The 26,835-nt window shown below is 70.7% G+C and carries 25 protein-coding genes; 5 read left to right on the top strand and 20 right to left on the bottom strand.

The features are described from left to right. Positions 1–101: 101 nt before the first annotated feature. From HDA30_RS00540 to HDA30_RS00490, 11 genes are all read right to left on the bottom strand, one after another. Entirely contained in the window at positions 102–1,514 is a 1,413-nt protein-coding gene (locus tag HDA30_RS00540; RefSeq protein ID WP_158495448.1) for an NAD(P)/FAD-dependent oxidoreductase, read from the bottom strand. A 10-nt stretch (positions 1,515–1,524) separates the two neighbouring features. Then, on the bottom strand, positions 1,525–3,207 hold the full coding sequence (locus tag HDA30_RS10610) for a DUF501 domain-containing protein (RefSeq protein WP_343059244.1): 1,683 nt from the start codon (positions 3,205–3,207) through the stop codon (positions 1,525–1,527). A gap of 10 nt (positions 3,208–3,217) precedes the next feature. Further along, positions 3,218–4,111, bottom strand: a complete 894-nt coding sequence (locus tag HDA30_RS00530; protein ID WP_184240775.1) for a septum formation initiator family protein — start codon at positions 4,109–4,111, stop codon at positions 3,218–3,220. Positions 4,112–4,283: 172 nt separating this feature from the next. Next, positions 4,284–5,561, bottom strand: a complete 1,278-nt coding sequence (eno, locus tag HDA30_RS00525; protein WP_158495446.1) for a phosphopyruvate hydratase — start codon at positions 5,559–5,561, stop codon at positions 4,284–4,286. 68 nt (positions 5,562–5,629) lie between these two features. Beyond that, positions 5,630–6,376: a MazG nucleotide pyrophosphohydrolase domain-containing protein gene (locus tag HDA30_RS00520; protein ID WP_184240774.1), complete on the bottom strand. Its 747-nt coding sequence runs from the start codon at positions 6,374–6,376 to the stop codon at positions 5,630–5,632. A gap of 7 nt (positions 6,377–6,383) precedes the next feature. Continuing rightward, entirely contained in the window at positions 6,384–7,613 is a 1,230-nt protein-coding gene (locus tag HDA30_RS00515) for an adenosine deaminase (RefSeq protein WP_343059243.1), read from the bottom strand. Positions 7,614–7,635: 22 nt separating this feature from the next. Then, positions 7,636–8,268: a VTT domain-containing protein gene (locus HDA30_RS00510; protein WP_184240773.1), complete on the bottom strand. Its 633-nt coding sequence runs from the start codon at positions 8,266–8,268 to the stop codon at positions 7,636–7,638. 25 nt (positions 8,269–8,293) lie between these two features. Further along, positions 8,294–9,652, bottom strand: coding sequence for a thymidine phosphorylase (locus tag HDA30_RS00505; protein WP_184240772.1), 1,359 nt, complete (start codon positions 9,650–9,652; stop codon positions 8,294–8,296). A gap of 71 nt (positions 9,653–9,723) precedes the next feature. Then, on the bottom strand, positions 9,724–10,140 hold the full coding sequence (locus HDA30_RS00500; protein WP_343059242.1) for a cytidine deaminase: 417 nt from the start codon (positions 10,138–10,140) through the stop codon (positions 9,724–9,726). After that, complete coding sequence (locus HDA30_RS00495; RefSeq protein ID WP_184240770.1) at positions 10,133–11,428, bottom strand: amidohydrolase; 1,296 nt, start codon at positions 11,426–11,428, stop codon at positions 10,133–10,135. Before HDA30_RS00495 ends, HDA30_RS00500 begins: the two co-directional genes overlap by 8 nt. A gap of 96 nt (positions 11,429–11,524) precedes the next feature. Then, complete coding sequence (locus tag HDA30_RS00490) at positions 11,525–12,676, bottom strand: mannose-1-phosphate guanylyltransferase (RefSeq protein WP_158495440.1); 1,152 nt, start codon at positions 12,674–12,676, stop codon at positions 11,525–11,527. Positions 12,677–12,866: 190 nt separating this feature from the next. Here HDA30_RS00490 and sdhC point away from each other — a divergent pair, with 190 nt between their 5' ends. The 4 genes from sdhC to HDA30_RS00470 all read left to right on the top strand — a co-directional run bounded on the left by sdhC (position 12,867) and on the right by HDA30_RS00470 (position 16,429). Next, on the top strand, positions 12,867–13,271 hold the full coding sequence (gene sdhC, locus HDA30_RS00485) for a succinate dehydrogenase, cytochrome b556 subunit (RefSeq protein WP_184240769.1): 405 nt from the start codon (positions 12,867–12,869) through the stop codon (positions 13,269–13,271). 3 nt (positions 13,272–13,274) lie between these two features. Then, on the top strand, positions 13,275–13,757 hold the full coding sequence (locus HDA30_RS00480; RefSeq protein ID WP_158495438.1) for a succinate dehydrogenase hydrophobic membrane anchor subunit: 483 nt from the start codon (positions 13,275–13,277) through the stop codon (positions 13,755–13,757). A gap of 93 nt (positions 13,758–13,850) precedes the next feature. Further along, complete coding sequence (gene sdhA / locus HDA30_RS00475; RefSeq protein WP_184240768.1) at positions 13,851–15,638, top strand: succinate dehydrogenase flavoprotein subunit; 1,788 nt, start codon at positions 13,851–13,853, stop codon at positions 15,636–15,638. Then, a complete protein-coding gene (locus HDA30_RS00470; protein WP_158495436.1) occupies positions 15,638–16,429 on the top strand; it encodes a succinate dehydrogenase iron-sulfur subunit in 792 nt (263 codons plus the stop codon). The genes sdhA and HDA30_RS00470 overlap by 1 nt, the downstream gene beginning before the upstream one ends. A 112-nt stretch (positions 16,430–16,541) precedes the next feature. Here the strand turns inward: HDA30_RS00470 and HDA30_RS00465 are convergent, their stop codons facing one another. The 7 genes from HDA30_RS00465 to HDA30_RS00435 all read right to left on the bottom strand — a co-directional run bounded on the left by HDA30_RS00465 (position 16,542) and on the right by HDA30_RS00435 (position 22,758). Beyond that, positions 16,542–17,066, bottom strand: a complete 525-nt coding sequence (locus HDA30_RS00465) for a hypothetical protein (protein WP_184240767.1) — start codon at positions 17,064–17,066, stop codon at positions 16,542–16,544. A 125-nt stretch (positions 17,067–17,191) separates the two neighbouring features. Further along, positions 17,192–17,851: a hypothetical protein gene (locus HDA30_RS00460; protein WP_184240766.1), complete on the bottom strand. Its 660-nt coding sequence runs from the start codon at positions 17,849–17,851 to the stop codon at positions 17,192–17,194. A gap of 91 nt (positions 17,852–17,942) precedes the next feature. Continuing rightward, positions 17,943–19,226 carry an ABC transporter permease gene (locus HDA30_RS00455; RefSeq protein ID WP_184240765.1) on the bottom strand — a complete coding sequence of 428 codons (1,284 nt, stop codon included), beginning with the start codon at positions 19,224–19,226 and terminating at the stop codon, positions 17,943–17,945. After that, positions 19,223–20,008, bottom strand: a complete 786-nt coding sequence (locus tag HDA30_RS00450; RefSeq protein WP_158495432.1) for an ABC transporter ATP-binding protein — start codon at positions 20,006–20,008, stop codon at positions 19,223–19,225. Before HDA30_RS00450 ends, HDA30_RS00455 begins: the two co-directional genes overlap by 4 nt. A gap of 94 nt (positions 20,009–20,102) precedes the next feature. After that, entirely contained in the window at positions 20,103–21,212 is a 1,110-nt protein-coding gene (trpS, locus tag HDA30_RS00445; protein WP_184240764.1) for a tryptophan--tRNA ligase, read from the bottom strand. 17 nt (positions 21,213–21,229) lie between these two features. Beyond that, the gene (locus tag HDA30_RS00440) at positions 21,230–22,156 is read right to left on the bottom strand and encodes an exodeoxyribonuclease III (RefSeq protein WP_184240763.1); all 927 of its coding nucleotides are present in this window, start codon (positions 22,154–22,156) and stop codon (positions 21,230–21,232) included. Then, on the bottom strand, positions 22,156–22,758 hold the full coding sequence (locus tag HDA30_RS00435) for an MraY family glycosyltransferase (protein WP_184240762.1): 603 nt from the start codon (positions 22,756–22,758) through the stop codon (positions 22,156–22,158). The genes HDA30_RS00440 and HDA30_RS00435 overlap by 1 nt, the downstream gene beginning before the upstream one ends. 184 nt (positions 22,759–22,942) lie before the next feature. Here HDA30_RS00435 and HDA30_RS00430 point away from each other — a divergent pair, with 184 nt between their 5' ends. Further along, entirely contained in the window at positions 22,943–24,457 is a 1,515-nt protein-coding gene (locus HDA30_RS00430) for an MFS transporter (protein ID WP_246418665.1), read from the top strand. Between the two features lie 13 nt (positions 24,458–24,470). Here the strand turns inward: HDA30_RS00430 and HDA30_RS00425 are convergent, their stop codons facing one another. Beyond that, positions 24,471–25,355: a bifunctional methylenetetrahydrofolate dehydrogenase/methenyltetrahydrofolate cyclohydrolase gene (locus HDA30_RS00425; protein WP_184240761.1), complete on the bottom strand. Its 885-nt coding sequence runs from the start codon at positions 25,353–25,355 to the stop codon at positions 24,471–24,473. 8 nt (positions 25,356–25,363) lie between these two features. Continuing rightward, a complete protein-coding gene (glyA, locus tag HDA30_RS00420) occupies positions 25,364–26,644 on the bottom strand; it encodes a serine hydroxymethyltransferase (protein WP_184240760.1) in 1,281 nt (426 codons plus the stop codon). Positions 26,645–26,835 lie beyond the last annotated feature (191 nt).

Below are 26,835 nucleotides of genomic sequence, written 5' to 3'. Positions count from 1 at the left end.
AATCCGCCGCAGACCGCGACGGCGACCGCGCGCACGGCGGGGCGCGCGGTCGCCGTCAGGATCGAGGCACGGTCGAACGGTTCGACCGCGCGCTCGGCCGGTCAGGCCGAAAGCTGCTTCTCGTCGCGGCGCTCGAAGCGGCGCGGCTCGGGGGTGCCGCCGGCGGCCGCCAGGAACGCATTGCGCGGAGTCTCCTGGTTCTCCACCGACGTGGTGTCCCGGCCGAACACGGTCTCGGCAATCCAGCCACCGATGACGCGCGCCTTGCGCTCGAGAGTGGGCATCGCGTAGCCGTGGTATCCGCGGTGGGCCAGCCAGGCGAGAGGCCCGAACAGCTTGACGCCCTTGGGGTTGCCGACGCCCTTGCCGAAGCCGAGTCCGGCGACCGCGCCGAGGGACTCATGGCGGTACTCCTCGACCTCGCCCTCCCCGTGGCGCACGGCGAGGTAGTTCGCGACGAGGCGCTTGGCCTGACGGATCGCGTGCTGCGCGTTCGGCACGCACATGCCGCCGGGTCCGGCCCCGGTCAGGTCCGGCACGGCGCACACGTCGCCGCAGCCCCACGCACCCTCCAGGACGCCGTCCTGGCCGTCCTTGATCTGCAGGGTCGGGGTGACCTCGATGCGGCCGCGCTCCTCGACCGGGAAGTCAGTGGACTTCGCGACCGCATTGGCGGCGACGCCGGCGGTCCACACGAGGGTGTCCGCGCCGAAACGCTCGGCCTCGGACTTGTCCGCCATGTTGATCAGCTGCATCTGGCCGTCCTCGGCGCTGCCCAGCGAGGTGTTCAGCAGCACCTCGATGCCGCGGCCGCGCAGGTGCTCGACGACCTTCTCGGCCTGGTCCTCGGAGACCTCGGGCATGATCCTGCCCATGGCCTCGACCATGACGATGCGGACCTCGGTCTGCGAGATGCGCGGGTCGCGCTCGACGGCATCGCGAATGAGGCCCTCCATCTCGGCGATGGCCTCGACGCCGGCGAAGCCGCCGCCGACGACGACGAAGGTCAAGGCGCGCCGGCGCTCATCCCCGTCGGTCATCAGGGAGGCGGCGTCGAGGCGCTCCAGGATCTGGTTGCGCAGTGCGACGGCCTCCTCGACGGTTTTCAGACCGATGCCCTGCTCCGCCAGGCCCGGAATCGGGAAGGTGCGGGTCGTGGCGCCCGCGGTCATCACGATGTCCTGGTAGGGCACCTCGAACTCGCCGCCGTCGTGGCCACGCACCACGGCGGTGTTGCGGGCGTGCTCGACCTTCACGACCGAGCCGCGGACGACTTCGGTGTGCTTCAGGTGCGTGTGGTGGTCCACAACGATGTGCCGGCCGTCGATGTGGCCGCCGACGACCTCCGGCAGGAACGGCTGGTACGTCATGTACGGCAGCGGGTCCACGAGGGTGACCACACCCCCGCGCTCCTTCACGGTCTTCTGCAGGTCGTTCGCGATGTGGAACCCGGCATAACCGCCGCCGACGACGAGCAGGCGGGGCTTCGGGGACAGATCAGGGGTGATAGCCATGTCCATGATCTTAGGCGACGGACCGCACGATTCCGTCAAGGATGTCCCGCTCGCTCGTGATCGTGTGGGTGAGGCCGGCGGTGCGCTCGAGCCGGTCGACGATGCGCGACCAGATGAGCGATCCCGCCCCGATCACATCGACGCGCCCAGGGTGCATGTACCCGAGCGCGGCACGGTCCTCGCGCGTGGCCGAGACGAGCCGCTGCGCGGTGGCGTGGACGGTCTGGGACGGCAGCACCGCCGCATGGATCTTCTCCGAGTCATACTCCTCGAGCCCGAGCGCGGCCGCGGTGACGGTCGTGACGGTCCCGGCGACGCCGATCAGCGCACGCACCGAGCCGAGGTCGAGCCGCTCGGCCACCTCGTCGAGCACCGCGTCCACGGCGGCGGCGGCCTGGTCACGTTCCTGCGCGGTCGGCGGATCGGTGCGCAGGAACCGCTCGGTGAAGCGCACGCATCCCATGTCCATGCTCACCGCGTCGATCACCTGCCCCGCGGCGGTGCCCAGCACGAACTCGGTGGAGCCGCCACCGAGGTCGACGACGAGCACCCGGTCCTCAGCAGCCGGCGCCGGTCCGGCGCCCTCGTCGAGCGCGTCCAGGACGGAGACGGCCCCGGAGAAGGACAGCCGAGCCTCCTCACCGCCGGAGATGATCTCGGGACGCACTCCGAGACGGGCCTCGACCCCGTCGAGGAACTCATCCCGATTGGACACGTCCCGGCTGGCCGAGGTCGCGACGAAGCGGACCCGCCCGGCGTGGTGGCGCTGGATCAGGCGGGCATACTCCTCGACCGCGCCGAACGTGCGCTCGAGGGCCTCGCCGGCGAACGCACCGGTCGCGTCGACACCCTGGCCCAGACGCACCACCCGCATCTGACGCACCACGTCGACGGGCGCACCCGTGGTGTCCAGCGCGATGTCACCCTCGCCGGGCAGCGGGGTGTCCGGATCCGCAGCGGCGCGGGCCGCCGCCTGTTCGGTGCCCTCCGGCCGCGCGATGAGCAGTCGGATGGAGTTTGTGCCGCAGTCCACACCGGCGACCGTCACCCGCTGCAGCGCGGCGACCTTCTTCAGGTGCTTCACGTGCCGCGAGAGGTCCTTCGTCGGCACCGCGGCCTCGGCGTCCCAGGCCCCGGCGCACGCGCACGTCTCCGGGGACCACCAGGGGCGCACCGCCTCGAGCGCCTCGTCACCGAGCGGGTTGACGCCCGGCCCGGCCGCCAGCGCGTGGCCGACCAGCGCGTGCAGGCACTTCACCCGCTCGGGCATGCCGCCGGCGGAGACGTGATCGATCTCGGGGACCTCGGCCACACCGGCCTCGCGGCCGACGCGATCACGCTCGGCGATGTAGGCCTCATGGGCTCGACGATGGGCCTGAGCGAGCTGGTCGTCCTGGCCCAGCCGCTCGTTCATACGTGCCATCTCGCCGTCGGCTTCCAGACGCGAGACGGCCGCGGTGAGGGCGGGGTGCGTCAGGTAGAACGTCGTGGGGAAGGGGATTCCGGTGGACAGGCGCGGGGCCGTCGTCGCGACGAGCGGGTTGCCGCACACGCAGCGCGCGTCGATCTCCACGACGTCGCGCACGGGGCGGCCCAGCTGCAATGAGAGGGTGTCGAGGTCCTCGGCGGAGACGGTGCGGTCAAGGTCGGGCTCGGCAGACGCCATGGCGCTCTCTTCCTTCAGGGTGCCCACGGGCACGGGATCATTCGGTGCCGGCGCGGACGACGGAGTCCCACAGGCCCTCCGCCCACGGCAGCCGCTCATTGACGGGATTCTCGTCCACGGAGGAGGTCTCAGGATCCTGTTCCGGCAGCTCGTCGACGCCGGTGACGGTGTAGAGGGTCTCCCCCGGCCGCACGAGTTCGAGCCGCTCGCGCGCCTGCTGCTTCACGTACTCGGGGTCGTCCCAGCGGCGGATGCGCTCCTCACGCTCGTCGCGCTGGCGTTCCTGCTCGGCGATGTCCGCTCGGACAGCGTTCATCTCCAGCTCCTGATTGAGGAACACCCGCAGCGTCGGGGCAACCAGCACCGCGGCCAGCAGCACGACGGCGATGACGAGCAGTGAACGACCGGTCAGGGCGCGGGCCGGCACGGGGGCCGGCGGGGCCTGGCGTCGGGTCTCGACGCTCCGCGCGGCCTGGCGCCGCCGGGCGGCCGCACCCTCCGGCCAGCGGGAGAAACGTCCCTGCCCCGACCTCCTGCGAGGCCGCCGACGCCGAGCGGGGCCGGGCGCGGGATCGGCGGCTGTGGTGGGTTCATTCGCCTCGGCCTGCGTTTCGGAGGCGCCACGGCGCTGCATCTCTCGCCGGTTGGGCAGCCGCAGTACGGTGGCGCCGGGTTCGCGGGCGATCGAGGCCGCGCGAGCACGCCGCCGGGCCGCCGGGTCGTCCTGGCCCGCCCCGGTCGGCTCCTCGGGCGGTCCGTCCTGCTCCGGGCCCGCAGGCGCCTGGACGGTCGGGCTCGGCTCAGGCGCCGGCCCCGGCGTCGGGGCAGTGCCCCCGACAGGCGCCGAGTCCCCTGGCTCCGGCGTGCGACCCGAGGACGGTGCGGTGCCCGATGCGGGCGTCACGCGAGGCACGCGAGGGCGTCGGGACATGGCTCCTGACTCCTTTCCGTGCGAGGCGTGTGCGGACCGGGGCGGCGCGGGCCTCCAGACTAGTGGTCCGGGGTTCGGACAGACGGCGGACCCGCCGCCGCTCCGACCGTCGCTGAGACGGACCGGACACGGCGGCGAGTCTGACCCGGGGCGAGCGCCGGTGGGCGCCGACTCAGCGCTGGTAGCGCGGGAACGCCGAGCGGCCGGCGTACACGGCGGCCTCGCCCAGCTCCTCCTCGATGCGCAGCAACTGGTTGTACTTCGCCACGCGATCCGAGCGGGCCGGGGCACCGGTCTTGATCTGGCCGGCGTTGGTCGCCACCGCCAGATCCGCGATGAAGGTGTCCTCGGTCTCGCCGGAGCGGTGCGAGATCATGCAGTGGAACATGTGGCGCTGGGCCAGCGAGATCGCGTCGAAGGTCTCGGTGAGCGAGCCGATCTGGTTCACCTTGACGAGCAGGGCGTTGCCGGCCTTCTCGTCGATGCCGCGCTGCAGGCGCTCGACGTTGGTGACGAACAGGTCGTCGCCGACGAGCTGGACCCGGTCGCCGATCTGCTCGGTCAGGTGCTGCCAGCCCTGCCAGTCGTTCTCATCGAGCGGGTCTTCGATCGAGACGATCGGGTAGGCGTCGACGAGCTCCGTGTAGTAGGCCGCCATCTGCTCCGCCGTGCGCGTCTCGCCCTCGAAGGTGTACGAGCCGTTCTCGCAGAACTCGGAGGAGGCCACATCAAGAGCCAGGGCAATGTCCTCGCCGAGGGTGTATCCGGCCTTCGTCACGGCCTCGGCGATCAGGTCGAGTGCCGCGCGGTTCGACTCCAGGGAGGGGGCGAAGCCGCCTTCGTCGCCGAGCCCGGTGCTCAGCTGCTTCTCCTGCAGCACCTTCTTGAGGCTGTGGTACACCTCGGCACCCCACCGCAGGGCCTCCCGGAAGGAGGGCGCGCCGATCGGGGCGATCATGAACTCCTGGATGTCCACGTTCGAGTCGGCGTGCGCGCCGCCGTTGAGGATGTTCATCATCGGCACCGGCAACACGTGGGCGTTCGGTCCGCCCAGGTACTTGAACAGCGGCAGCTCGGAGGACTCGGCGGCCGCGGCGGCCACGGCCATGGAGACGCCGAGGATGGCGTTGGCGCCGATCGCTCCCTTGTTCGCGGTGCCGTCCACGGCGAGCATCAGGGCGTCCACGGCACGCTGGTCGATCGCGTACTCGTCCTCGAGTTCGTCGGCGAGCTCGTCCACGGCGGCGACGGCGTCCTGGACGCCCTTGCCCAGGTAGCGCTTCGCGTCGCCGTCCCGACGCTCCACGGCCTCGAACTCGCCCGTCGAGGCCCCCGAGGGCACTGCGGCGCGGCCGACGGAGCCGTCCGAGAGCAGCACCTCCACCTCGACGGTGGGGTTGCCGCGCGAGTCGAGGATCTCGCGGGCGTGGATGGCATCGATCAGGGCCATGTGCAGTCTCCTTTGAAAGCGAAAGGTCCGGGATGTGGCTCGGGCGGTCCGACTGGACGGCGCACGGCTCAGCCTACCCGGCCGGCCCGGACCGCCAGATGCCTGCGCAGCGCTCGTTCGGGGTCGAGGCCGGCCCGGCGGGCGCGGGCGGCGAGCTCGAACAGGTGGGCGCCGAGGGCGGTCTCGTCAGCCAGCGGGTCGGCCGCTGCGGCGCCGGGTTCTCCCGGGGTGGGAGCGGCCGCCGCGGAGCGCTCGGCGACGAGCGGATCCGGGTCGCGACGCGCGGCCCGGTCGACGGCCTTGGCCGCGGCCGCGAGCGCCGGCAGGTGCGCCGGCAGCTCCGCGAACACGGACTGCGCCGGGTCGGCGGCATCGTCCGTCGACCCCGCCGTCCCACCACGCTCGTCCGCGGCCAGGGCCCGCTTCTCTTCGGCCTTGATGCGCTCCCACTGCCGCTCGATCTGTTCGACCGTGACCGAGGCAAGCTCCTCGGGCGGGCGCAGCCGGCCGTCCGGGGTGAACACGTGCGGGTTGCGGCGGAGCATCTTGGCGGTGATCGTCTCGGCCACATCGTCGAGGCTGAACGCACCGCGCCCGTCGGCGATGGCCGCGTGCAGCACCACCTGGAACAGGACGTCCCCGAGCTCGCCGCGCAGCTCTGCCTCCGGCGCGCCGGATTCGATGGCCTCGAGCGCTTCATAGGCCTCCTCCACGAGGTACTCGGTGAGCTCCTCATGGGTAAGCGCCCGGGTCCACGGGCAGTGCTGGCGCAGGGCGTCGACGACCGCGACGAGCCGTCCGACGGCCTCACTCATGGGCGGCTCAGTCCTCGAGGTCGTCGTCGGGGCCGTCCTGGTCGGCCTCCAGCACGGTCAGCCGCGGAGTCTGGCCGGAGATCGCCTCGGCCCAGCCGGTGACGATCGTCTCGGCCAGCTCCTCACGTTCGTCCAGCGGTAGGAAGGCGGACTCGACGGCGTTGAGCTGCAGCTGAAGCAACTGGGTGAGCGAGTGGCCGAACGTCTCGGCCAGCAGGTACAGCTCATCGGTCAGGGACACCCCGGAGACGAGCCGGTTGTCCGGGTTGACCGTGACGCGGAAACCCAGCTGCACGAGCAGATCGATCGGGTGCGCCGCGATCCCCTGGTCTGCGGCCACCGCGCCGGTCTGCAGGTTCGACGACGGGCACACCTCGAGCGGGATCTGACGGTCCCGCACCCACGCCGCGGTGTCCCCGAGCTCGACCAGGCCCGTGTCCGCGTCGAGTTCGGTCCCGTCCTCGTCGACGCCGCCGTACTGCACCGAGATGTCGTCGGCCAGACGGACGCCATGACCGAGCCGCTGGGCGCGTCCGTGCACGAGAGCCTCGCGGATCGATTCGATCCCGTCTGCCTCGCCGGCGTGGACGGTGACCGGAACGTGGTGCTGCGCGAGGTACGTGAAGGCGTCGGTGAAGCGCGAGGGCGGGAACCCGATCTCGGCGCCGGCGATGTCGAAGCCCACGACCCCGCGGTCGCGGTGCCGCACGGCCAGCTCGGCCACCTGCTGAGCACGGTCGGCGTGCCGCATCGCGGTGATCAGCTGGCCCACGCGGATCTCGTGCCCGTCGGCCGCAGCCGCCGCCACGGCATCGTCGAGCCCGGACTGCACCGCCTCGACGGCCTCGTCCAGGCTCAGGCCTGCCTCGAGGTGCTGTTCGGGGGCCCAGCGGATCTCGCCGTAGACCACGCCGTCCTCGACCAGGTCCTCGACGAACTCGCGGGCGACGCGGCGCAGTTGGTCGGCGGTCTGCATGACGGAGGTGGTCAGCGCGAACACCTCGAGGTACTTCTCGAGGGACTCCCCGTTGGCGTGGGAGGAGATCCACTCGGCGAGCTCCTCCTCGGTGTCCGCCGGCGGCGTCAGTCCCGCCTCGAGGGCGAGCTCCAGCACGGTGCCCACGCGCAGCCCGCCGTCCAGGTGGTCGTGCAGGCATGCCTTCGGCAGCGCGGCCAGGTCGATCTCGAGGGGTCCGGGGGCGTCGGAGAAGCTGTTCTGCCAGTCTGCGGTGATCACGCCCGCAGTCTAGGTCAGCGCATCAGCCCGCTCGAGGGCCCTCCCCCGCCGCTGGGGTTCCACGGCGACGCAGCGCGGCGCTCACGATCCGGTCCAGCACCAGGCCGACGATCGCGGCGCCGAGCAGCGCGGCGACGATCTGCAGCAGCGGAGAGTCCAGCCATCCGGCGCTGAGGCGCGCGATCAGGATCGAGTACGCGGACCACACCGACGCCGCGACGGCGTCGAGCACGAGAAACCGCGGGTAGGAGTAGCGGTTCGCGCCGGCCGTCAGGTTCACCGCGACGCGGCCTCCGGGCACGAAGCGAGCCGTCAGCAACAAGAACGCACCGCGCCTGTCCAAGTGGCGCCGCGCCGTGGTCATGGCCCCGGCCACCACCGACGTGCGCATCCAGCGCCAGCGGTCGACGCCGACGATCCGGCCCAGGGCGTAGGCCGCGTTGTCGCCGATCAAGGCGCCGAGCATCCCGACGACCCACAGGGCGCCGAGGGGGAACGGGCGGCCGTCGTCCACGATCGCGGCCAGGGCGACCAGCAGCGACTCGGACGGGAACACCGGGACGAGCCCGTCCAGGACGCACATCAGCCACGTGAACGGCAGCACCCACCATTGAGCGGCGGCGTGGAGGATGAAGTCCTCGAGACGAGCGAACACGGCGGCGGTCGGCGACGGGCGGGCGTCAGGCGACGTCCGGACGGACGGTCTCGAGCACGACGGACCGAGCGCGCAGCGACGCGTCGCGGGCGAGGTCGGGCGCCTGCACGACGAACGCGTCGGCCAGCGCGGCCCGGGCGCGATCGAACCGCTCCGGCTCATCGGTGTGCAGGGTCGCCAGCACGTCGCCGGCATGCACCGGCTCGCCGAGGCCGATGTGCAGCTCGACTCCGGCCGCGGCCTGCACGGGGTCACCCTGACGCGCCCGGCCGGCGCCCAGGCGCCACGCCGCCAGGCCCACGGCCATCGCGTCGGTGCCCGTGAGCACCCCGTCGTGGGACGCGGTGACGGTCTGGGTGTGACGGGCCCGTGGCAAGGCGGCGTCCGGGTCTCCGCCCTGGGCGGCGACCATGCGCCGCCACACGTCCATGGCGCGCCCGTCGGCGAGGTGTTCGGCCGGGTCCACGTCGGACACCCCCGCACCGGCCAGCATGTGCCGGGCCAGCTCGACGGTCAGCTCGACCACGTCGGGCGGTCCGCCACCGGCGAGCACCTCGAGCGCCTCGGCCACTTCGAGGGCGTTGCCGACCGCGCGTCCCAGCGGTGCGGACATGTCCGTGAGCAGCGCCGTGGTGTCGACGCCGGCGTCACGTCCGATCTCCACCATCGTGCGCGCGAGCTCGCGCGCGTCGGCCTCGTCCTTCATGAAGGCCCCGGAACCGCACTTGACGTCCAGCACGAGCGCCCGCGTCCCTTCGGCGATCTTCTTGGACATGATCGAGGAGGCGATCAGCGGGATCGACTCGACCGTGCCGGTCACGTCGCGCAGCGCGTACAGGCGCTTGTCAGCGGGGGCGAGCCCCGCGCCGGCCGCGCAGACCACCGCGCCGACCTCGCTCAGCTGCCGCATGATCTGCTCGCCGCTCAACTCGGCACGCCAGCCCGGGATCGCCTCGAGCTTGTCGAGGGTGCCCCCGGTGTGGCCGAGTCCGCGGCCGGACAGCTGCGGCACCGCGACCCCGTAGGACGCCACGAGCGGGGCCAGCGGCAGGGTGATCTTGTCCCCCACGCCTCCGGTGGAGTGCTTGTCGGCCGTGACCAGGGGTCGGCCGTCTGCCGTGCGCAGCCCGGTGAAGTCCATCCGCTCCCCCGACGCGATCATCGCCCGCGTCCACCGCGCGATCTCCGCCCGGTCCATGCCGTTGAGCAGGATCGCCATGGCCAGCGCAGACATCTGTTCGTCGGCCACCACGCCGCGGGTGAACGCGTCGACGACCCAGTCGATCTGCTCGTCGGACAGGCGCTGTCCGTCCCGCTTGGCACGGATGACCTCGATCGCGTCGAACGACTCGTGGCGGGTCGCGGCGCCGGCCGGGTCGGTCATGGGCTCCTCCTGCGGGGTCCGGGACGGTCGCGGCCGGGACGGCCCCGCCGCGGTCCGGCCAGGATAGTGCCTCAGCTCAGATCGTCGGGACCGAAGGCTTCGGGCAGCACTGCCGTCATGGGCAGGGGGCCGGACGGACCCCACACGAGCATCTCCGGGGCCCGGAACTCCCAGAGCAGCTGCCGGCAGCGTCCGCACGGCATGGTGACCTCGTCGGCGGCGTTCACGCAGACGAACGCGACGAGCCTGCCGGGGCGGGGTCGTCCCCGTGCATCGGTCGGGGCGCTCATGTGCAGATCGGACACGAGCGAACATTCGGCGCACAACGTCAGCCCGTAGGAGGCGTTCTCGACATTGCAGCCGGCCACGGTCCGGCCGTCGTCGACCAGGGCCGCAGCACCGACGCGGAACCCCGAATACGGGGCATGGGCGCGGGCGGCCGCTGCCAGTGCCGCGGCACGCAGAGCCGTCCAGTCCACGTCACCCACGGCCACGGCCTTCCGTGCCGGCACCGGATGCACCGAGCATCTCGCCGAGCGCCGCAGACGTGAACACACGCATGCCCACGCCGATCGCGCGCTCATCGGGCGCATAGTCGCCGCGATGCAGGTCGTAGACGGGTCCTCCGGGGGTGCGTGTGCCGAGCCGGAGCATCGACCCGGGCACCTGCTGGGTCATCCAGGCGAAGTCCTCGCCGCCCATCGACTGCGGCGTCAGCTGGATGGCGTCCGCCCCGAGCTCGCGCCGAGCCGCCGCTTCGATCACCGCGGTCTCCGCCTCGCTGTTCGTCACCGGCGGCACACCGCGGATGTGTTCGAGCTCTACCCGGACCCCGTAGGGGGCCGCGACCTGGGTGACCACCTCGTCGAGCAGGCTTCCGGCTTCTTCCCAGACCTCGGCGTCCAGGCAGCGCATCGTGCCGGAGAGAGTGCCGACGGAGTCGATCGCGTTCGGCGCCGAGCCGGCGGCGATCTGTCCCCACACCACAGAGACGGCCGAGCGCACGTCGATGCGGCGGGAGAGCACGGCGGGCACGTTCACCGCGATCTGGCTCAGCGCGAAGACCATGTCCTCGGTCAGATGCGGGCGGGAGGTGTGCCCGCCGCGCCCGGTGAGCGTGATCCGCACGGTGTCCGCGGCCGAGGTGATCGCGCCGATGCGGGTGCCGATCGTCCCGACGTCGAAGCGCGGCTCGCAGTGCGCGGCCAGGATGCGTGGCAGACCCTCGAGCGCCCCCTGCTGGATGACGCCGAGAGCTCCGCCGGGCTGAATCTCCTCGGCCGGCTGGAAGATGACGCGGACCCGGCCGCCGGCCCGGGAGGCCGCCTCGTCGAGGGCCCGGCTTCCGCCGCGGCCGGTCAGGATTCGATGCAGGCTCACGGCGGTGCCGGCCATGACCGCGGTGTGCATGTCGTGGCCGCATGCGTGTGCGATGCCCTGGTGCCGCGAGGCGTAATCGAGGCCGGTGAGCTCGTCGACTGGCAGGGCGTCGATGTCCGCGCGCAGGCCGAGCACGAGCGGCCCGGTCCCGACGTCGACGTATGCACCGGTGTCCTCGAGCTGCTGTGGCTGAAGGCCTGCACGTGCCAGGTGGTCGAGAAGGGCGGCGGTCGTGCGGTGCTCGACGTGCCCGAGCTCCGGCTCCGCGTGTACCGCCCGGCGCAGCGCACGCGCCCCGGGCTCAACGGCCGCGACCGTCGGTCTGGTCGACGGGACCTCGACCGCTGAACTCGGCGGGGCCGTGGGGTCGGCAGGACGGGTCGTGGCGTCGGTCATGCTCCGCGAGGCTACCGGAGGAGCCGGTGGCGGCGGCTGCCTCGAGGCCGATCTCGTCATCTTCGCGCGGCCGGCGCCCTCATGGCGGACGGCCGCTCAGAGGACGTCGTCCCGCCCGTCCTTCTTGAGCGACTCGACGGCCTTCTTGACCTCCTGCGCGTTCTGCGTGGTCGTCACCAGCAGGGCGTCCTCGGTGTCGACCACCACGACGTCCTCGATGCCGATCAGGGCGATGACGCGCTCGGTGTCCGTCACGACCACGCCGGAGGCGTCGGTCGAGTAGACGCGCGGCGTCTCGCCGATGACGGTGATGCCCGAGGAATCGCGGACCGGGTTGAGTCGTGCGATCGCGGCGAAATCGCCCACGTCGTCCCAGGTGAAGGTGCCCGGCACGACCGCGACGTCGCCGACCGCGGCGGCGGGCTCGGCCACCGCGTAGTCGATGGCGGTCTTCTTCAGGGTGGGCCACACGCGGGCGAGCACCTCATCGCGCTCGTCGGTGTCCCAGGCTCGGGCGATCTGCATGAGCCCGGCGTGCAGTTCGGGCTCATTGGCCTCGAGGTGTTCGAGCATCAGGCGCACCGGCGCCACGAACATGCCGGCGTTCCACAGGTAGCGGCCCGAGCGCACGTACTGCTCGGCGACTCGCTGATCCGGCTTCTCGACGAACGCGGCCACGTCGTGCGCGTCGGGGGCGTCCGAGAGGCGGAGGGAGCGGCCGGTGCGGATGTAGCCGAAGCCGGTCGCCGGATGGCTCGGCGTGATGCCGATGGTGACGATCTTCCCGGTGGCCGCCGTCACGACCGCCTGGGTCACGGCCTGCTGGAAGCGATCCACGGGGGCGATCACCTGGTCAGCGGCGAAGGAGCCCATGATCGTCTCGGGATCGCGCAGCGACAGGATCGCCGCGGCCAGGCCGATTGCCGCCGCCGAGTCCTTGGGCTCCGGCTCGAGCACCAGATTCTCCTCGACGAGCTCATCAAGCTGTCCCACGACCGCGTCGCGATGCACGCGTCCGGTGACGACCGTCATCCCCTGCTCGGCCAGCGGAGCGAGACGATCCCACGTCGCGCGGATGAGCGTCTGGCCCGATCCGGTCAGGTCGTGGAGGAACTTGGGGGCGGCCGCCCGGGACAGGGGCCACAGCCGTGTGCCGACTCCGCCGGCCGGGATGACCGCGTGGAAACGGGAGAGGGCGTCGCGCGCCGCCTCCGACAGGGGCGCTGCGTCAAGGTTCTGGTCGCTCATGGGACACAGCGTACGCATCGCGCACGGCGAGCACGGCGCGTCACACACCGGCGCCCACTCCGCTATCAGCTCAATCAGGGGCTATTCTGGACGATGGAATCCACTTCGCACCGCGTACCCCTGCGCCCCTCGCCAGCACACCTTCGCCGACGAGCCGGGGGCCGTGCATTTCCCTGGGAGGTAATCAACCGTGACTAGTGCCACTGCGCAGGCCCCGGCCAAAGAAGGCCGAGGGACCCTGTACCGCGGCTACGGCGGAATGTGGTCCTGGGTGGGCCACCGCATCACCGGCGTCGTCATCTTCTTCTACCTACTCGTGCACGTGCTCGACACGTCGCTCGTACGCGTCTCGCCCGAGGCCTACGACGCCGTCATCGGCGCCTACAAGACGTGGTACTTCGCCCTCGGCGAGGCCGGCTTGGTCGCCGCCATCCTGTTCCACGCGCTGAACGGCCTGCGGATCATCCTCGTGGACTTCTGGGCCGGTGGCACGAAGCACCACAAGACCCTGCTCTGGGTCGTGCTCGCCCTCTGGGCCGTGCTGACCATCGGCTTCTGTATCCGTCACTTCGCGCTCGCCTTCGGAGGTCACTGATCCATGAGCCACGCAACTGAGACCACCATCGCCGCTCCGCGCACGGGTCGGATCGACCCGAAGTACACGCGAAGCAAGGGCGGCAAGGGCAACTTCGAGATGCTCGCATGGCTGTTCATGCGACTGTCCGGCGTCGTGCTGGTCGTGCTGATCTTCGGCCACCTGATCTCGAACCTGCTGGTCGGCGAGGGCATCGCCGGCGTCGACTTCGGCTTCGTGGCCGGCAAGTGGGCCGACCCAATGTGGCAGTTCTGGGACCTGCTGCTGCTGTGGCTGGCAATGCTGCACGGCACCAACGGCATGCGCACGATCATCAACGACTACGCCCACAAGGATCGGGTCCGGTTCTGGCTGTCGATGATCCTGTACGTGGCGACCGCCGCCATCATCATCCTCGGCACCCTGGTGATCTTCACCTTCGAGCCCTGCATGGTCGACGCGTCCGGCCAGCTGCTGAAGGACGTCCCCGCGTTCTGCCACGGCTGACCTCGTTCAGACACCGAGCAACGTCATCGACCCGACGCCCCCGGGCCCGCCCGGGACGAGCGCGAGACAGACACGAAAGAGAGAAGCCTGAGAATGCAGGTACACAAGTACGACGTGGTCATCGTCGGCGCCGGCGGAGCCGGCATGCGCGCGGCCATCGAATCGGGGCAGCGCGCCCGCACCGCCGTGCTCACCAAGATCTACCCGACCCGCTCCCACACCGGCGCCGCCCAGGGCGGCATGTGCGCCGCCCTGGCCAACGTCGAGGAGGACAACTGGGAGTGGCACACCTTCGACACCATCAAGGGCGGCGACTATCTGGTGGACCAGGACGCCGCTGAAGTCATGGCCAAGGAGGCCATCGACGCGGTGCTCGACCTCGAGCGGATGGGCCTGCCGTTCAACCGCACGCCCGAGGGCAAGATCGACCAGCGCCGGTTCGGCGGACACACCCGCGACCACGGCAAGTCGCCCGTGCGTCGCGCGTGCTACGCCGCGGACCGCACCGGCCACATGATCCTGCAGACGCTCTACCAGAACTGCGTCAAGCACAACGTGGAGTTCTACAACGAGTTCTACGCGCTGGACCTGCTCATGGTCGACGAGGAGGCCACCCGCGAGGACGGCACCGCGTACACGCAGAAGCGCGTGGCCGGCGTTGTCTCCTATGAGCTCGCCACCGGCGAGATCCACGTCTTCCAGGCCAAGTCGGTCGTGTTCGCCACCGGCGGCGCCGGCAAGGTCTTCAAGACCACCTCGAACGCGCACACCCTGACCGGCGACGGTATGGCCATCGCCTACCGCGCCGGCCTGCCGCTCGAGGACATGGAGTTCGTGCAGTTCCACCCGACCGGCCTGGCCGGCCTGGGCATCCTGCTCTCGGAGGCCGCTCGCGGCGAGGGTGGCATCCTGCGCAACGCCGACGGAGAGCGCTTCATGGAGCGCTACGCCCCGACCATCAAGGACCTGGCGCCGCGTGACATCGTGGCGCGGTCGATGGCCGAGGAGGTCCGCCAGGGCCGCGGCTGCGGACCGAACAAGGACTACGTGCTGCTCGACCTCACCCACCTGGAGCCGGCGCACATCGACGCCAAGCTCCCGGACATCACGGAGTTCGCGCGCACGTACCTGGGCGTCGAGCCGTACACCGAGCCGGTGCCGGTCTTCCCGACCTGCCACTACTTCATGGGCGGCATCCCGACGAACATCAAGGGCGAGGTCCTGCAGGACAACGACACCGTCGTGCCGGGCCTCTACGCCGCGGGCGAGGTCGCCTGCGTGTCCGTGCACGGCTCGAACCGGCTCGGCACCAACTCACTGCTGGACATCAACGTGTTCGGCCGTCGCGCGGGCATCTACGCCGCGGAGTACGCGGGCACGGCCGGCTTCGTGGACCTGCCGGAGAACGGCGAGGCGCCGATTGTCGAGCAGATCGAGAACCTGCGCTCGGCCACCGGCACGGAGAAGGTCGCTGACCTGCGGGCTCGCCTCCAGGAGGTCATGGACGCCGACATGCAGGTGTTCCGCACTGAGGAGTCGATCCGCCGCGCGCTCGCCGAGATCGAGGACCTGCGCACCCGCCACCGCAACATCTCCGTGCAGGACAAGGGCAAGCGCTTCAACCTCGACCTGCTCGAGGGCGTCGAGCTCGGGTACCTGCTGGACATCGCCGAGGCGATGACCCTGGCCGCCCTGGGCCGCAAGGAGTCCCGCGGCGGTCACTACCGCGAGGACTACCCGGACCGCGACGACGAGAACTTCATGGCGCACACCATGATCTACCGCGACGAGACCGCGGAGATGGAGGGCGTCAAGGGCATCCGCTTCGATACGAAGCCGGTCGTCATCACCCGTTACCAGCCGATGGAGCGTAAGTACTGATGAGCACTGCAGTCACCGAAACCGCCGAGCCGGCCTCGAAGGTCGAGCTGAACCAGGGCTCCGGAGACGCCGGGGGCGTCGAGAGCTTCGACATCGTCCTGCGCGTGCGCCGCTACCTCCCGGAGGACTCGGAGGCAGCGTACTGGGACGAGTGGAAGCTCACCATGTACGGCACGGACCGCGTGCTGGACGCCCTGCACAAGGTCAAGTGGGAGCACGACGGCTCGCTGTCGTTCCGTCGCTCCTGCGCCCACGGCATCTGCGGCTCGGACGCGATGCGGATCAACGGCCGCAACCGCCTGGCCTGCAAGACCCTGCTGAAGGACCTGGACCTGTCCAAGCCCATCACGGTCGAGGCCATCAAGGGCCTGCCGGTCGAGAAGGACCTGATCGTGGACATGGAACCGTTCTTCCAGTCCTACCGCGAGATCATGCCGTTCCTTGTCTCCGAGGGCCACGAGCCGACCCGTGAGCGCTTCCAGTCGCAGCACGATCGCGAGATCTACGACGACACCACCAAGTGCATCCTGTGCGCAGCGTGCACCTCGTCGTGCCCGGTGTTCTGGACTGACGGCCAGTACTTCGGCCCGGCCGCGATCGTGAACGCGCACCGGTTCATCTTCGACTCGCGTGACGACGCCGGCGACATGCGCCTGGAGATCCTGAACGACAAGGAAGGCGTGTGGCGCTGCCGCACGACCTTCAACTGCACCGATGCGTGCCCGCGCGGCATTCAGGTGACCAAGGCGATCGCCGAGGTCAAGCAGGCCATTCTGGCCCGCTCCGTCTGAGCCGCTCCGACGGCGCCTGATGCGCTCAGGGCCCCGCTCCCCGGCATGCTGCCGGGAGGGCGGGGCCCTCATCGTTGATGCAGCGCTCAGCGTGGCCTCGACGGCGGCGTCGTCACCTGTCGAAGGCGTCCCGCACGAGCCGGTTGAACGCCACGAGCAGCCACACGGCGCAGGAGGTGCCCATCGCGCACACGGCCGCGAGCACCGCGACGCCGAGCCCGCCGCCGTGCCACATGAGCTGCCCGCCGTCGACGGACCAGAAGGCCGCCGTGAGCAGGCAGAGCACGGCGATGACGACGGCGGCCCACCGGGCGAGGCGCCAGAGTCGGTGCACGCCGAACCAGATGGCCGCGGTGAGGGCGATCGAGCCGAGCGCCGCGAGAACGACGTCGCCGGATCCCGTGGTCATCGCGGCGACCTCACGGTCCGTGACCTCGTCGACGCCCCAAGACCGGGCCTCGAGGATGCCGCGGACGAGGTCCTGGTCCTGGTGCAGGACGGTCATGCCGGTGATCGCGAGCGTGGAGAACAGTCCCGTCACGACGGTGATGTTCAGCAGACGCGAGCGCCCTCGGCGCACCTCAGGGTGCAGCTGGCCAGGAGGGACGTCGGGGTGGTGTGCCTGCGGGGAAGCCATGGGGCCATTGTCTCGCATGACCGACGCCCCGGCGTCCGGGCCGGCCCCGGTCGGGACGCGGCTCGGACGCCGGGGCGTCCTCGGGTGTGGCCGTGTGCCATACGGGGCGCGGCGGCCCCACGGGTTCACCGGGCGGCGTGCAGGAATTTCTGCTGCTGCAGGTACGCCGTCACGTCCTTGCCGAAGGCGTGGAGCAGCCACAGCACGTTCACCACCAGGAACGCGACACTGACCAGCAGCAATGCGACCAGCAGGACGCCTGAGGCCGTCGCGCCGATGGTGATCAGGCTGCCCGCCGTGCTGAGCACCCCGAGGATCGCGAACACGATGCCCAGGATGCGCGCCCAGCCCTTCTTCTTCTTGAGGCCCAAGTACACCAGCAGGTACATCGCAATGCCGATGATGCCGGAGACCAGGATCGTGCCGATCATCACCAGATTCATGACGGAGGTGATCTGCTCGAGCTCGTCGGCCGACAGGGACTGGTCCCCGGCGGTCGCCGACTCCTGCAGGTAGCGACGGTACTTGTCGTCGCCGGTCATGAGCATCGAGAGCAGCAGGTTCAGCACGTACAGGCCCAGGCTGGCCAGGGTGAGCGTGAGCAGCGTGCGGTACTTCTTCGGCTCCTGCATCACGTCGTACTGGGCCTGTGGTGTGTAGGCCTGCGTGCCGTACCGGGAGCCCGGGGCCTCCTGCTGCGGATGGCCGTACGGCTGACCGTGCGGCGGCCGGCCGTGCTCAGCCGCATTCGGCGCGCCATCGTGGTCCTGAGGGTTCATCGTCATTCCTTCCTCTGAGCTCTGCTGGAGTCGTCTGGGGTCGCGCGGACGCGTCGCGGCGCCACGCCGGGGAACGCGACGCTCGTCCGCGGGCTGGTCACTCGTAACGCAGGGCGCTGATCGGGTCCTTCCGTGCCGCGCGCAGGGCCGGCAGAGTGCCGGCGAGGAAGGCGATGAGCAGGATCAGCCCGATCGTGCCGAGGATCGCCAGCGGGTTCAGCGCGAACAGGGTGAGCCCGGCGACGTCCTTCAGAGCGCCGTTCACGAGCAGGGCGTTCGCCCCGAAGCCGACGGCCAGGCCCAGCCCGACGCCGACCACCGAGCCCATCAGTCCGATCATGACCGCCTCCATGGAGAACAGCGTGAAGACCTTGCCGGAGCTCATGCCCAGAGACTTCATCAGGCCGATCTCGCGGGTGCGCTCCTGCACCGACATCAGCAGGGTGTTGATGATGCCGAAGCTCGCCGCCAGCAGGGCGATCAAGCCGAAGCCGCTGAGCACCCAGGTCACCGCGTCGATGATCCCGCGGATGACGCCGAGCTGTTCCTCCAGTGTCTGGGCCTGGTAGCCCTGCTCCGCCAGCGACTGTTTGACGGCCTGCTCGTTGGCCTCCATGTCCTCGACGGTCACGGTGGCCTGGAAGTAGGTGTTGCGCTGCTGCTCGGGCAGACCCTTCGTCGTGATGTCGTGCAGGTCCTGCTCGAGCGAGACCGACGGCACCGGGCCCGCTCCCGAGCCCGAGGCGGCCGTGCCCGTCACGCCGACCACGGTGGCGGTGACGGTGTCGCGTTCCTGCAGCGGGTTCGAGGCGGCGAGCGTGACCTGCTGCCCGAGGACGTCCTCGGCCGACTTTCCACCGAGGGGCTCAACCCACTCCACCGGCACGGTGATCTCCGCGGCGTCCTCGACCGGTGCGCGGCCGGCGTCGAGGGAGAGCATGTCGATCTCGGCCGAGCTGCCCATGAACGGGACCTGCCACTTGGTGCCGTCCTCGCCCTGAATGTAATCGGGCTCGACCATGCGGACCGTCTCCACGTCGGTGACGTGCTTGGTCTTCTCGATCGCCTCCAGGTCCTTCTTCGTCAGCAGCGGCGTGCCGAACATCTCGCCACCGCCGGTCTCCTCCTCGTACTCGGTCGGAGCACCGCCCATCATGCCGCCGCCGGCGGGCGTGTCACTCTGCTTGGACACGCTCAGTTCGTCGGGGGCGCCAAAGCCCTCGACCACGGTGTCCACGTACTTGTTCACGCCGGCGCCCAGACCAGAGGTCAGGGTCAGGGTGAACGCTCCCACGACGATCGCGATGACCGTCAGCAGGGTGCGGGCCTTCGACCGCCACGTGTTGCTCAGCGCCGTCCCGGCGACGTCCATCATCCTCATGCCCGCTCCCCCGTTCGGTGTGCGCCCTCGGTCGTGCTCTCGCGGCTGTCCGCGATAATCAGCCCATCCTGCATCTCGATCCGCCGGTCGCAGCGGGCGGCGAGGTCGTCGTCGTGGGTCACCACGACCAGGGTGATGCCCTCCTCACGATTGAGGCTGAAGAGGATGTCCTCCACGACCTCGGAGGTCGCGGTGTCGAGGTTCCCCGTCGGTTCGTCAGCGAAGAGCACCGTCGGCCGGTTCACCAGGGCACGGGCGATGCACACGCGCTGCTTCTGGCCACCGGAGAGGTCGGTCGCCTTGTTCTTGGCCTTGTCCGCCAAGCCGAGGCGGTCGAGCACCTCCATGCCGCGGCGCTTGCGCTCGGCCCGGCCCACGCCGGCGATCTTCAGGGGCAGCATGACGTTCTCGAGCACGGTCTGCCCCGGATTGAGGAAGAACTGCTGGAACACGAACCCGAAGGTCTCATTGCGCAGCTTCGCCACCTGGGAGGTCTTCAACTGGGAGACGGGCTGTCCGTCCATCGCCACGACGCCGGCGCTCGGCTGGTCCAGCAGCGCGATCAGGTGCATGAGCGTGGATTTGCCGGATCCGGACTTGCCGACGATCGCGACGGACTCACCCCGGTGGATCTGCAGGGTCAGGCCCTTGAGCGCGTCGAAGCGCGAGGGGCCCTTGCCGTAGATCTTGACCAGGTTCTCCGTCTCCAGGACCGGCTCGGTTCCTGTCCTCGGTGAGCGGGGCCCGTTCGGCGGTGCCCCCTGCGTCGCTGTCGCGGCCATCGACCTGCCTTTCGTCACTGTTTCTATGCCGGTGACCATCCTGGCAGTCGCCTGTGTCGCACGCTTCCCCCTCAGGGATGAGATGCCCCGCGGATCAGCCCATCGGAGGAAGGAAACCGACCTTGGCGTAGACGTCCTGCAGCACCGGCTGAGCGACCTCGCGGGCCTTGTGCGCCCCGTCGGCGAGAATCCGGTCCAGCTCGGTCGGGTCCTCGAGCAGCTCGAGGGCGCGCTCGCGGATGGGAGCGAGGGCCTCCACCACGGCGTCCGCGACGGCGACCTTGAGGTGGCCGTACATCTTGCCCTCGAACTCGGCCTCGAGCGCAGCGACCGGCCGCTGCGTCACCGCCGAGAGGATCGTCAACAGGTTCGAGACGCCCGGCTTGGCCTCGCGGTCGAAGCGCACCTGCGTGCCGTCGTCGGTGACGGCCGACTTGATGCGCTTGGCGATGGTCTTCGGGGCGTCGAGGATGTTGATCAGCCCGTTCGGGGACTGCGCGGACTTCGACATCTTCGACGTGGGGGCCTGCAGGTCATAGATGCGCGCGCCGGCCTCCGGATAGAAACCGGTGGGCACCACGAACGTCTCGCCGAACCGGTGGTTGAACCGCTGCGCGAGCGTGCGGGTGAGCTCAACGTGCTGGCGCTGGTCGTCACCGACGGGCACCCCGTGCGGCTGGTACAGCAGGATGTCCGCGGCCATGAGCATCGGGTAGGCCAGCAGCCCGACCCCGGCGGCGTCCTGGCCCTGTTTCGCGGCCTTGTCCTTGAACTGCGTCATGCGCATGGCCTCGCCCATGCCCGTCATGCAGGTGAGCACCCAGGCCAGCTGGGCGTGTTCAGGCACCTGCGACTGCACGAACAGGGTGGAGCGCTGCGGGTCGATGCCCGCCGCGATGTACTGGGCCGCGGCGACGCGCGTGCGCTGGGCCAGCGCCTCGGGCTCCTGCGGCACGGTGATCGCGTGCAGGTCCGGGACGAAGAAGAAGGACTCGACGTCGTCCTGGGTGCGCACCCAGTTCACGAGGGCGCCCAGGTAGTTGCCCAGGTGCAGCGAGTCCGCCGAGGGCTGCATCCCCGAGAGCACGCGGTGCCCCCGCCCTGCACCGGGCAGGTGGGCCGTCGTCGCGGGGTCCTGGGCGAGGACGTCCGCCACGGTGTTCCTGCGCGCGCCGCGCGCCTGCTGCTGGGTCTGCTCGGTCATCGAGGATCCTCCCGGGTTCAGAACTGGTAGTCGGCGACGAGCGGGGCGTGGTCGGAGAAACGGGTGCCCCAGCTCGGGGCGCGGTCCACGACGGCCTGTCTCGCCCGCTTGGCGAGGTCCGGGGTGGCCATGTGGTAGTCGATGCGCCAGCCGGCGTCGTTGTCGAACGCCTTGCCGCGCATGGACCACCACGTGTAAGGGCCGGCGACGTCCCCGGCGAGGCGGCGGGCCACGTCCACCCAGCCGAGCTCGCCGAAGAATCGGTCGAAGTAGGCCCGTTCCTCGGGCAGGAACCCGGCCTTCTTGACGTTGCCCTTCCAGTTCTTGATGTCCCGCTCGGTGTGGCCCACGTTCAGGTCGCCGGTCACGAGCGCGGGGTGGTCCGCCGCGGCCAACTCGCGCAGGCGGCGGGTCATCTCGTCAAGGAAGCGGTACTTGTCGACCTGCTTGGGGGTGTCGACCTCGCCGGAGTGCACGTAGGCGGAGACCACCGTGAACAGGGAGCCGTCGGGAAGACGCAGGTCCGCTTCGATCCAGCGGCCGGCGTCGTCGAAGTACGCGTCCTCGTCGCCGATGCCCACCCGCGTCGCCTCGATCGGCAGACGGGAGGCGATCGCGACGCCCGCGCGGCCCTTCGCCGCGGCGATCGCGTCGGCCACGTGGACCTCGTCCCAGTCGTCGCCGACGATCTCGGGGACGAGCGTCGCGGTGACCTCGGCGGGGGCCCGGACCTCCTGGAGGGTCAGCACATCGACGCCGCGGCCGGCGAACCACGCGGCCATGCCCTTGCGATGCGACGCGCGGATGCCGTTGACGTTGACGGTGGCCACGCGCAGCGCACCGTCGGCCTTGGGGGCGTTCGCGTTCGCATGGACGACGGGCTCCCCCTCGGCGGGTTCGGGGTAGCGGCCGGTCTCGGGGTCGCGTTCGGGCAGCGTCGTCATCAGTCGATCACCTCTCCGCTCACCGGGCCCTCGGCGTCGCGGCGGGAGGCACCGCCGGCGGCCGGGCCGGACTCCTTGATCATGTCACGGGCGTTCGACGCCGTGATGGTGATGGTCTCCAGTGCGCGCTCGACCATCTCGCGGTCCAGCGGACCGTCCTGGTTCAGCTGCTCGGTGATGACGCGGGTCTGCACCTGGCAGATCTTGAACGAGTGGTCGAGCTTCGTATCGCGCATCGGATCGCCGGAGGACGCCGGGGCCTCCGGCGCCGCTGCCTCGCGGCGGGACGCGGCGACGGGCGCCTGCTCGGCGGGCCGGGCCATCGCGTCGGCCGAGCGGGCGACCGCGTCGTCCATGCGGCGGGCCGCGGAGCGCAGCCCCCGGCGCATCTGCCAGAACACGATGACCGCGAACAGCAGCCATCCTGCCGAGATCGCCACCAGCAGCCACCCGATCACGGTGTTCTGGTTCGCGGCGAACAGCAGCGCGACCAAAAGCACGGTGATCATCACCGCGAAGCCGAGCGAGCCGATCTGCAGGCCGCCTCCTCGGGGGCGACGGGACTGCGAGACGTTCTCAGACGAAGGCAGGGACTGGGCCATGGGACGGATGTTCTCCTGGATCCGCAGCGTCGCGGCCGGCCGGCGGCGACGCCTCGAGCGTGGACATGCCCCGACGGGTCGGCCGAGGCTGGCCCCCATTGTCCCGCACCGGCGACCCGAGTCACGAATCCGTTCGCCCACCGCACAGCCCAGCTCGAGATGCGGGTCCGCCTATCCTGGCCGGATGAGCCGCTCCCCCGTCTCCGACGCCCCCGCTGACGACGCGCCGCGCTTCACCCCGCGACAGCGCCGGGTGCTGGCCGTGCTGCTCATGCCGCTGTTCATTTCGCTGATGAGCGTGTCGATCGTCAACGTGGCCCTGCCCGCGATCGAGACGGGACTCGGAACGGGCACCGCGGACCTGCAGTGGGTGCTCGCCGGGTACACGCTCACCTTCGGCGTCGTCCTCGTGGCCTCCGGCCGAGCCGGCGATCTGTTCGGCCGCAAGCCCCTGTTCCTGGTCGGCATCGCGGTCTACGCCCTCGGTTCCCTGCTCTCCGGGCTGGCGGTCTCCCCCGGAATGCTCAACGCGGCGCGTCTGCTCACCGGCATCGGGGCGGGTCTGTTCAATCCGCAGATCATCGGTGTCATCCAGTCGACCTTCACCGGCTCGGCGCGCGGCAAGGCCTACGGCATGTTCGGCACGGTGATCGGGCTCGGCGTGGCCGTCGGGCCCCCGTTGGGCGGGTTGCTGCTCGAGGCCTTCGGCGATCAGTGGGGATGGCGTGCCGCCTTCCTCGTGAGCGTGCCCGTGGGTCTGCTCGCCACCGTGCTGGCCGCCCTCTGGCTGCACCCGCCGACGCAGACCGTGCTGGAGCGGTCGGCGCTCTCGCCGCTGGGGGCGCTGCGGGCCCTGGACTCGGTCGGCGTCGTGCTGCTGGCCGCGGCGACCGTGTGCCTGATGGTCCCCTTCATCGCCCCGGGGACCGTCTGGCTGCTCGCCCCGGCAGCCGCCCTGCTCGTGACGTGGTGGTTGTGGGAGCGGCGGGTGCGCGCCGCCGCCCCGCGCACCGGGGTGCACCCGATGGTGGACCCGTCCCTGTTCCAGCGCCCCTCGTTCACGTTCTCGACGCTGCACGCGACCCTCTACATGGGCACGATGCCGGCTGCGTTCGCCGTGATCGCGGTCTTCGTGCAGCGCGGTCTCGGGCACAGCGCGTTCGTCGCCGGCCTGATGACTCTGGCCGGAGCGCTCGTGGTGACGGCCGCTTCGACGTGGATCGGGGCGCGGGTGCATCGCTGCGGTCCGTGGTTCGTGTTCGTCGGCGCCGCCATGGGCGTCGGTGCAATGCTGGCGATCATGGCGTGCGCCGGTCCCGTCGCGGCCGGCACGCTGCCGGTGTGGACGATCGCCGCCCTGCTGGTGCCGCAGGGCGCCTCCCAAGCGCTGATCATGACGAGCGCGCAGGTGCTCATGATGGACGACGTCGACCCCGCCCGCGCCGGGTCCGCCGGCGGCGTCGCGCAGACCACACAGCGCGTGGGCACCTCGATCGGCATGGCCGTGGTGCTCGGTGCGTTCTATGCCACCGGGCCGGGCGACGGAACCGCCACGGCGTCGGCCGAGCCGTTCGCCCACGCGCTCGTCGTCGCCCTCGGCGTCGTCGCCGTCAGTTGGACGATCGTGTTCGTCTCCTCCGGGCTGGACCTGCTGCGTCGGCACCGGGCACGCACGGGGCGGCCCGGCACCGACGTGTGAGACGTGCTGGGGCTCAGCGTGCCGCGGCGGCCCGCTCGGCCGCCTCGACCACGTTGGCCAGCAGCATCACGCGGGTCATGGGGCCCACACCGCCGGGGTTGGGCGCCATCCACGCCGCCTTCTCGGCCACGGCCGGGTCCACGTCGCCGAGCACACGGGAGGTGCCGTCCTCGCCCGTCACGCGGGAGACGCCCACGTCGAGCACGATCACACCGTCCTTGACCTGCTCCGGCTTCACCATGTGCGCGGAGCCTGCGGCGGCGATGATCACGTCGGCGCTGGCGAGCAGCTCGTCCAGGTTGGTGGTGCCGGTGTGGGCCAGCGTCACGGTCGCGTTGACCTCGCGGCGGGTCAGCACCAGGCCGGCCGGGCGGCCAATGGTCACTCCACGGCCGATCACCACGACGTGCTTGCCGGCCAGCTCGACACCGTGCCGGCGCAACAGCTCGACGCAGCCAGCCGGCGTGCACGGCAGCGGCGAGTCGAGCTCGCCAGAGACCGAGGCCACGAGGCGGCCCAGGTTCATCGGATGCAGGCCGTCGGCGTCCTTGGCCGGGTCGATCGCCTCGAGCACCTTCTGGGTGTCCACCTGCTTCGGCAGGGGCAGCTGCACGATGTACCCGGTGCAGGCCGGATCCTCGTTCAGCTCGCGCACCACCTGCAGGATCTGCTCTTCGGTCGCGTCTGCGGGCAGCTCGCGCTGAATGGAGGTGATGCCGACCTGCGCGCAGTCCCGGTGCTTGCCCGCCACGTACTTCTGCGAGCCGGCGTCGTCGCCGACGAGCACCGTGCCCAGACCCGGGGTGACCCCGCGCTCGGCCAGAGCCTGCACGCGCACGCGCAGCTCGTCTTTGATCGTGGCGGCCGTGGCCTTGCCGTCGAGGGTCTTCGCGGTCATGGGCCCTCTCACCAGCTCTCGAGGCCGTCGTACAGCGGGAAGTCGGCGGCCAGCTTGTCCACGCGGGCGCGCAGGGACTCGACGTCCGGACTCGGCGTGAGGGCCGCGGCGATGATGTCCGAGACCTCGCGGAACTCGGCCTCGCCGAAGCCGCGGGAGGCCAGGGCCGGGGTGCCGATGCGCAGGCCGGAAGTGGTCATCGGCGGGCGCGGGTCCCACGGCACGGAGTTGCGGTTCACGGTGATGCCGACCTCGTGCAGCAGGTCCTCGGCCTGACGGCCGTCCAGCTGAGACTCGCGCAGGTCCACGAGCACCAGGTGCACGTCGGTGCCGCCGGTGAGCACCGAGACCCCGTGTTCGGCCATGTCCGTGCCGGACAGGCGCTCGGCGAGGATGCGGGCGCCGGCCAGAGTGCGCTGCTGCTTGGCCTTGAAGTCCTCGGAGCCGGCGATCTTGAAGGCCACGGCCTTGCCCGCGATCGCGTGCATCAGCGGGCCGCCCTGCTGGCCCGGGAACACGGACGAGTCGATCTTCTTCTTCAGCTCCTCCGTGGTGAGGATGAAGCCCGAGCGCGGGCCGGCCAGGGTCTTGTGCACGGTCGAGGAGACGACGTCGGCGTGCGGCACCGGGTTCGGGTGCAGGCCCGCGGCCACCAGGCCGGCGAAGTGCGCCATGTCCACCCACAGCTTCGCGCCGACCTCGTCGGCGATCTGGCGGAACGCGGCGAAGTCCAGCTGCCGGGGGTAGGCGGACCAGCCGGCGACGATCACGTCCGGGCGCTCGGCCAGCGCCTGCTCGCGGACCTTGTCCATGTCCACGCGGTAGGTGTCCGGGTCCACCTCGTAGGCGGCGATCTCGTAGTTCTTGCCGGAGAAGTTCAGCTTCATGCCGTGGGTCAGGTGGCCGCCATGCGCCAGGGACAGGCCCATGAGCTTGTCGCCGTGGTTCATCAGGGCGGTCATGACGGCGACGTTGGCCTGCGCTCCGGCGTGCGGCTGGACGTTGGCGTGCTCAGCGCCGAAGAGGTCCTTGGCACGCTGGATCGCCAGGTTCTCGGCCACGTCCACGAACTCGCAGCCGCCGTAGTAGCGACGCCCCGGGTAGCCCTCGGCGTACTTGTTGGTGAGCACCGAACCCTGCGTCTGCAGGATGGCGCGCGGGACGAAGTTCTCCGAGGCGATCATCTCGAGCGTGCCGCGCTGGCGACCCAGCTCGTCGGCGAGCGCCTGGGCGATCTCGGGATCCACCTCGGAGAGCGGCTGCGTGTTGATGTCGGGCGACTGGGTCACGTCGAACTTCCCTTCGGCTGGGCGTGCGGTGGGGTACGGCGGAGGCGCACGGGGCGTGTCCGCTCAGGCTCGGGCGCGCGGCGCGGCCTCGGCTCCCGGCCAATCCTAGCGACGACGGCGGCCTCGGAGGCCCGGTTCGACACCCCGTCAAGGCCGCCGCCACTACACCGTCGGGGTGGCAGATGGCACAG

The organism is Micrococcus cohnii (genome assembly GCF_014205175.1).
GTDB classification, from domain to species: Bacteria; Actinomycetota; Actinomycetes; order Actinomycetales; family Micrococcaceae; genus Micrococcus; species Micrococcus cohnii.
The sequence above is the reverse complement of the archived record's forward strand: the minus strand, read 5'-3'. Positions and strand labels throughout refer to the sequence as shown.

Bases quoted from the DNA above. Each gene is read 5' to 3' on its own strand.
- HDA30_RS00540 (WP_158495448.1), bottom strand. From the start codon at position 1,514: ATGGCTATCACCCCTGATCTGTCCCCGAAGCCCCGCCTGCTCGTCGTC.
- HDA30_RS00530 (WP_184240775.1), bottom strand. From the start codon at position 4,111: ATGTCCCGACGCCCTCGCGTGCCTCGCGTGACGCCCGCATCGGGCACC.
- eno (WP_158495446.1), bottom strand. From the start codon at position 5,561: ATGGCCCTGATCGATGCCATCCACGCCCGCGAGATCCTCGACTCGCGC.
- HDA30_RS00520 (WP_184240774.1), bottom strand. From the start codon at position 6,376: ATGAGTGAGGCCGTCGGACGGCTCGTCGCGGTCGTCGACGCCCTGCGC.
- HDA30_RS00505 (WP_184240772.1), bottom strand. From the start codon at position 9,652: ATGACCGACCCGGCCGGCGCCGCGACCCGCCACGAGTCGTTCGACGCG.
- HDA30_RS00495 (WP_184240770.1), bottom strand. From the start codon at position 11,428: ATGACCGACGCCACGACCCGTCCTGCCGACCCCACGGCCCCGCCGAGT.
- HDA30_RS00490 (WP_158495440.1), bottom strand. From the start codon at position 12,676: ATGAGCGACCAGAACCTTGACGCAGCGCCCCTGTCGGAGGCGGCGCGC.
- HDA30_RS00480 (WP_158495438.1), top strand. From the start codon at position 13,275: ATGAGCCACGCAACTGAGACCACCATCGCCGCTCCGCGCACGGGTCGG.
- sdhA (WP_184240768.1), top strand. From the start codon at position 13,851: ATGCAGGTACACAAGTACGACGTGGTCATCGTCGGCGCCGGCGGAGCC.
- HDA30_RS00470 (WP_158495436.1), top strand. From the start codon at position 15,638: ATGAGCACTGCAGTCACCGAAACCGCCGAGCCGGCCTCGAAGGTCGAG.
- HDA30_RS00465 (WP_184240767.1), bottom strand. From the start codon at position 17,066: ATGGCTTCCCCGCAGGCACACCACCCCGACGTCCCTCCTGGCCAGCTG.
- HDA30_RS00460 (WP_184240766.1), bottom strand. From the start codon at position 17,851: ATGACGATGAACCCTCAGGACCACGATGGCGCGCCGAATGCGGCTGAG.
- HDA30_RS00455 (WP_184240765.1), bottom strand. From the start codon at position 19,226: ATGAGGATGATGGACGTCGCCGGGACGGCGCTGAGCAACACGTGGCGG.
- HDA30_RS00450 (WP_158495432.1), bottom strand. From the start codon at position 20,008: ATGGCCGCGACAGCGACGCAGGGGGCACCGCCGAACGGGCCCCGCTCA.
- trpS (WP_184240764.1), bottom strand. From the start codon at position 21,212: ATGACCGAGCAGACCCAGCAGCAGGCGCGCGGCGCGCGCAGGAACACC.
- HDA30_RS00440 (WP_184240763.1), bottom strand. From the start codon at position 22,156: ATGACGACGCTGCCCGAACGCGACCCCGAGACCGGCCGCTACCCCGAA.
- HDA30_RS00435 (WP_184240762.1), bottom strand. From the start codon at position 22,758: ATGGCCCAGTCCCTGCCTTCGTCTGAGAACGTCTCGCAGTCCCGTCGC.
- HDA30_RS00430 (WP_246418665.1), top strand. From the start codon at position 22,943: ATGAGCCGCTCCCCCGTCTCCGACGCCCCCGCTGACGACGCGCCGCGC.
- HDA30_RS00425 (WP_184240761.1), bottom strand. From the start codon at position 25,355: ATGACCGCGAAGACCCTCGACGGCAAGGCCACGGCCGCCACGATCAAA.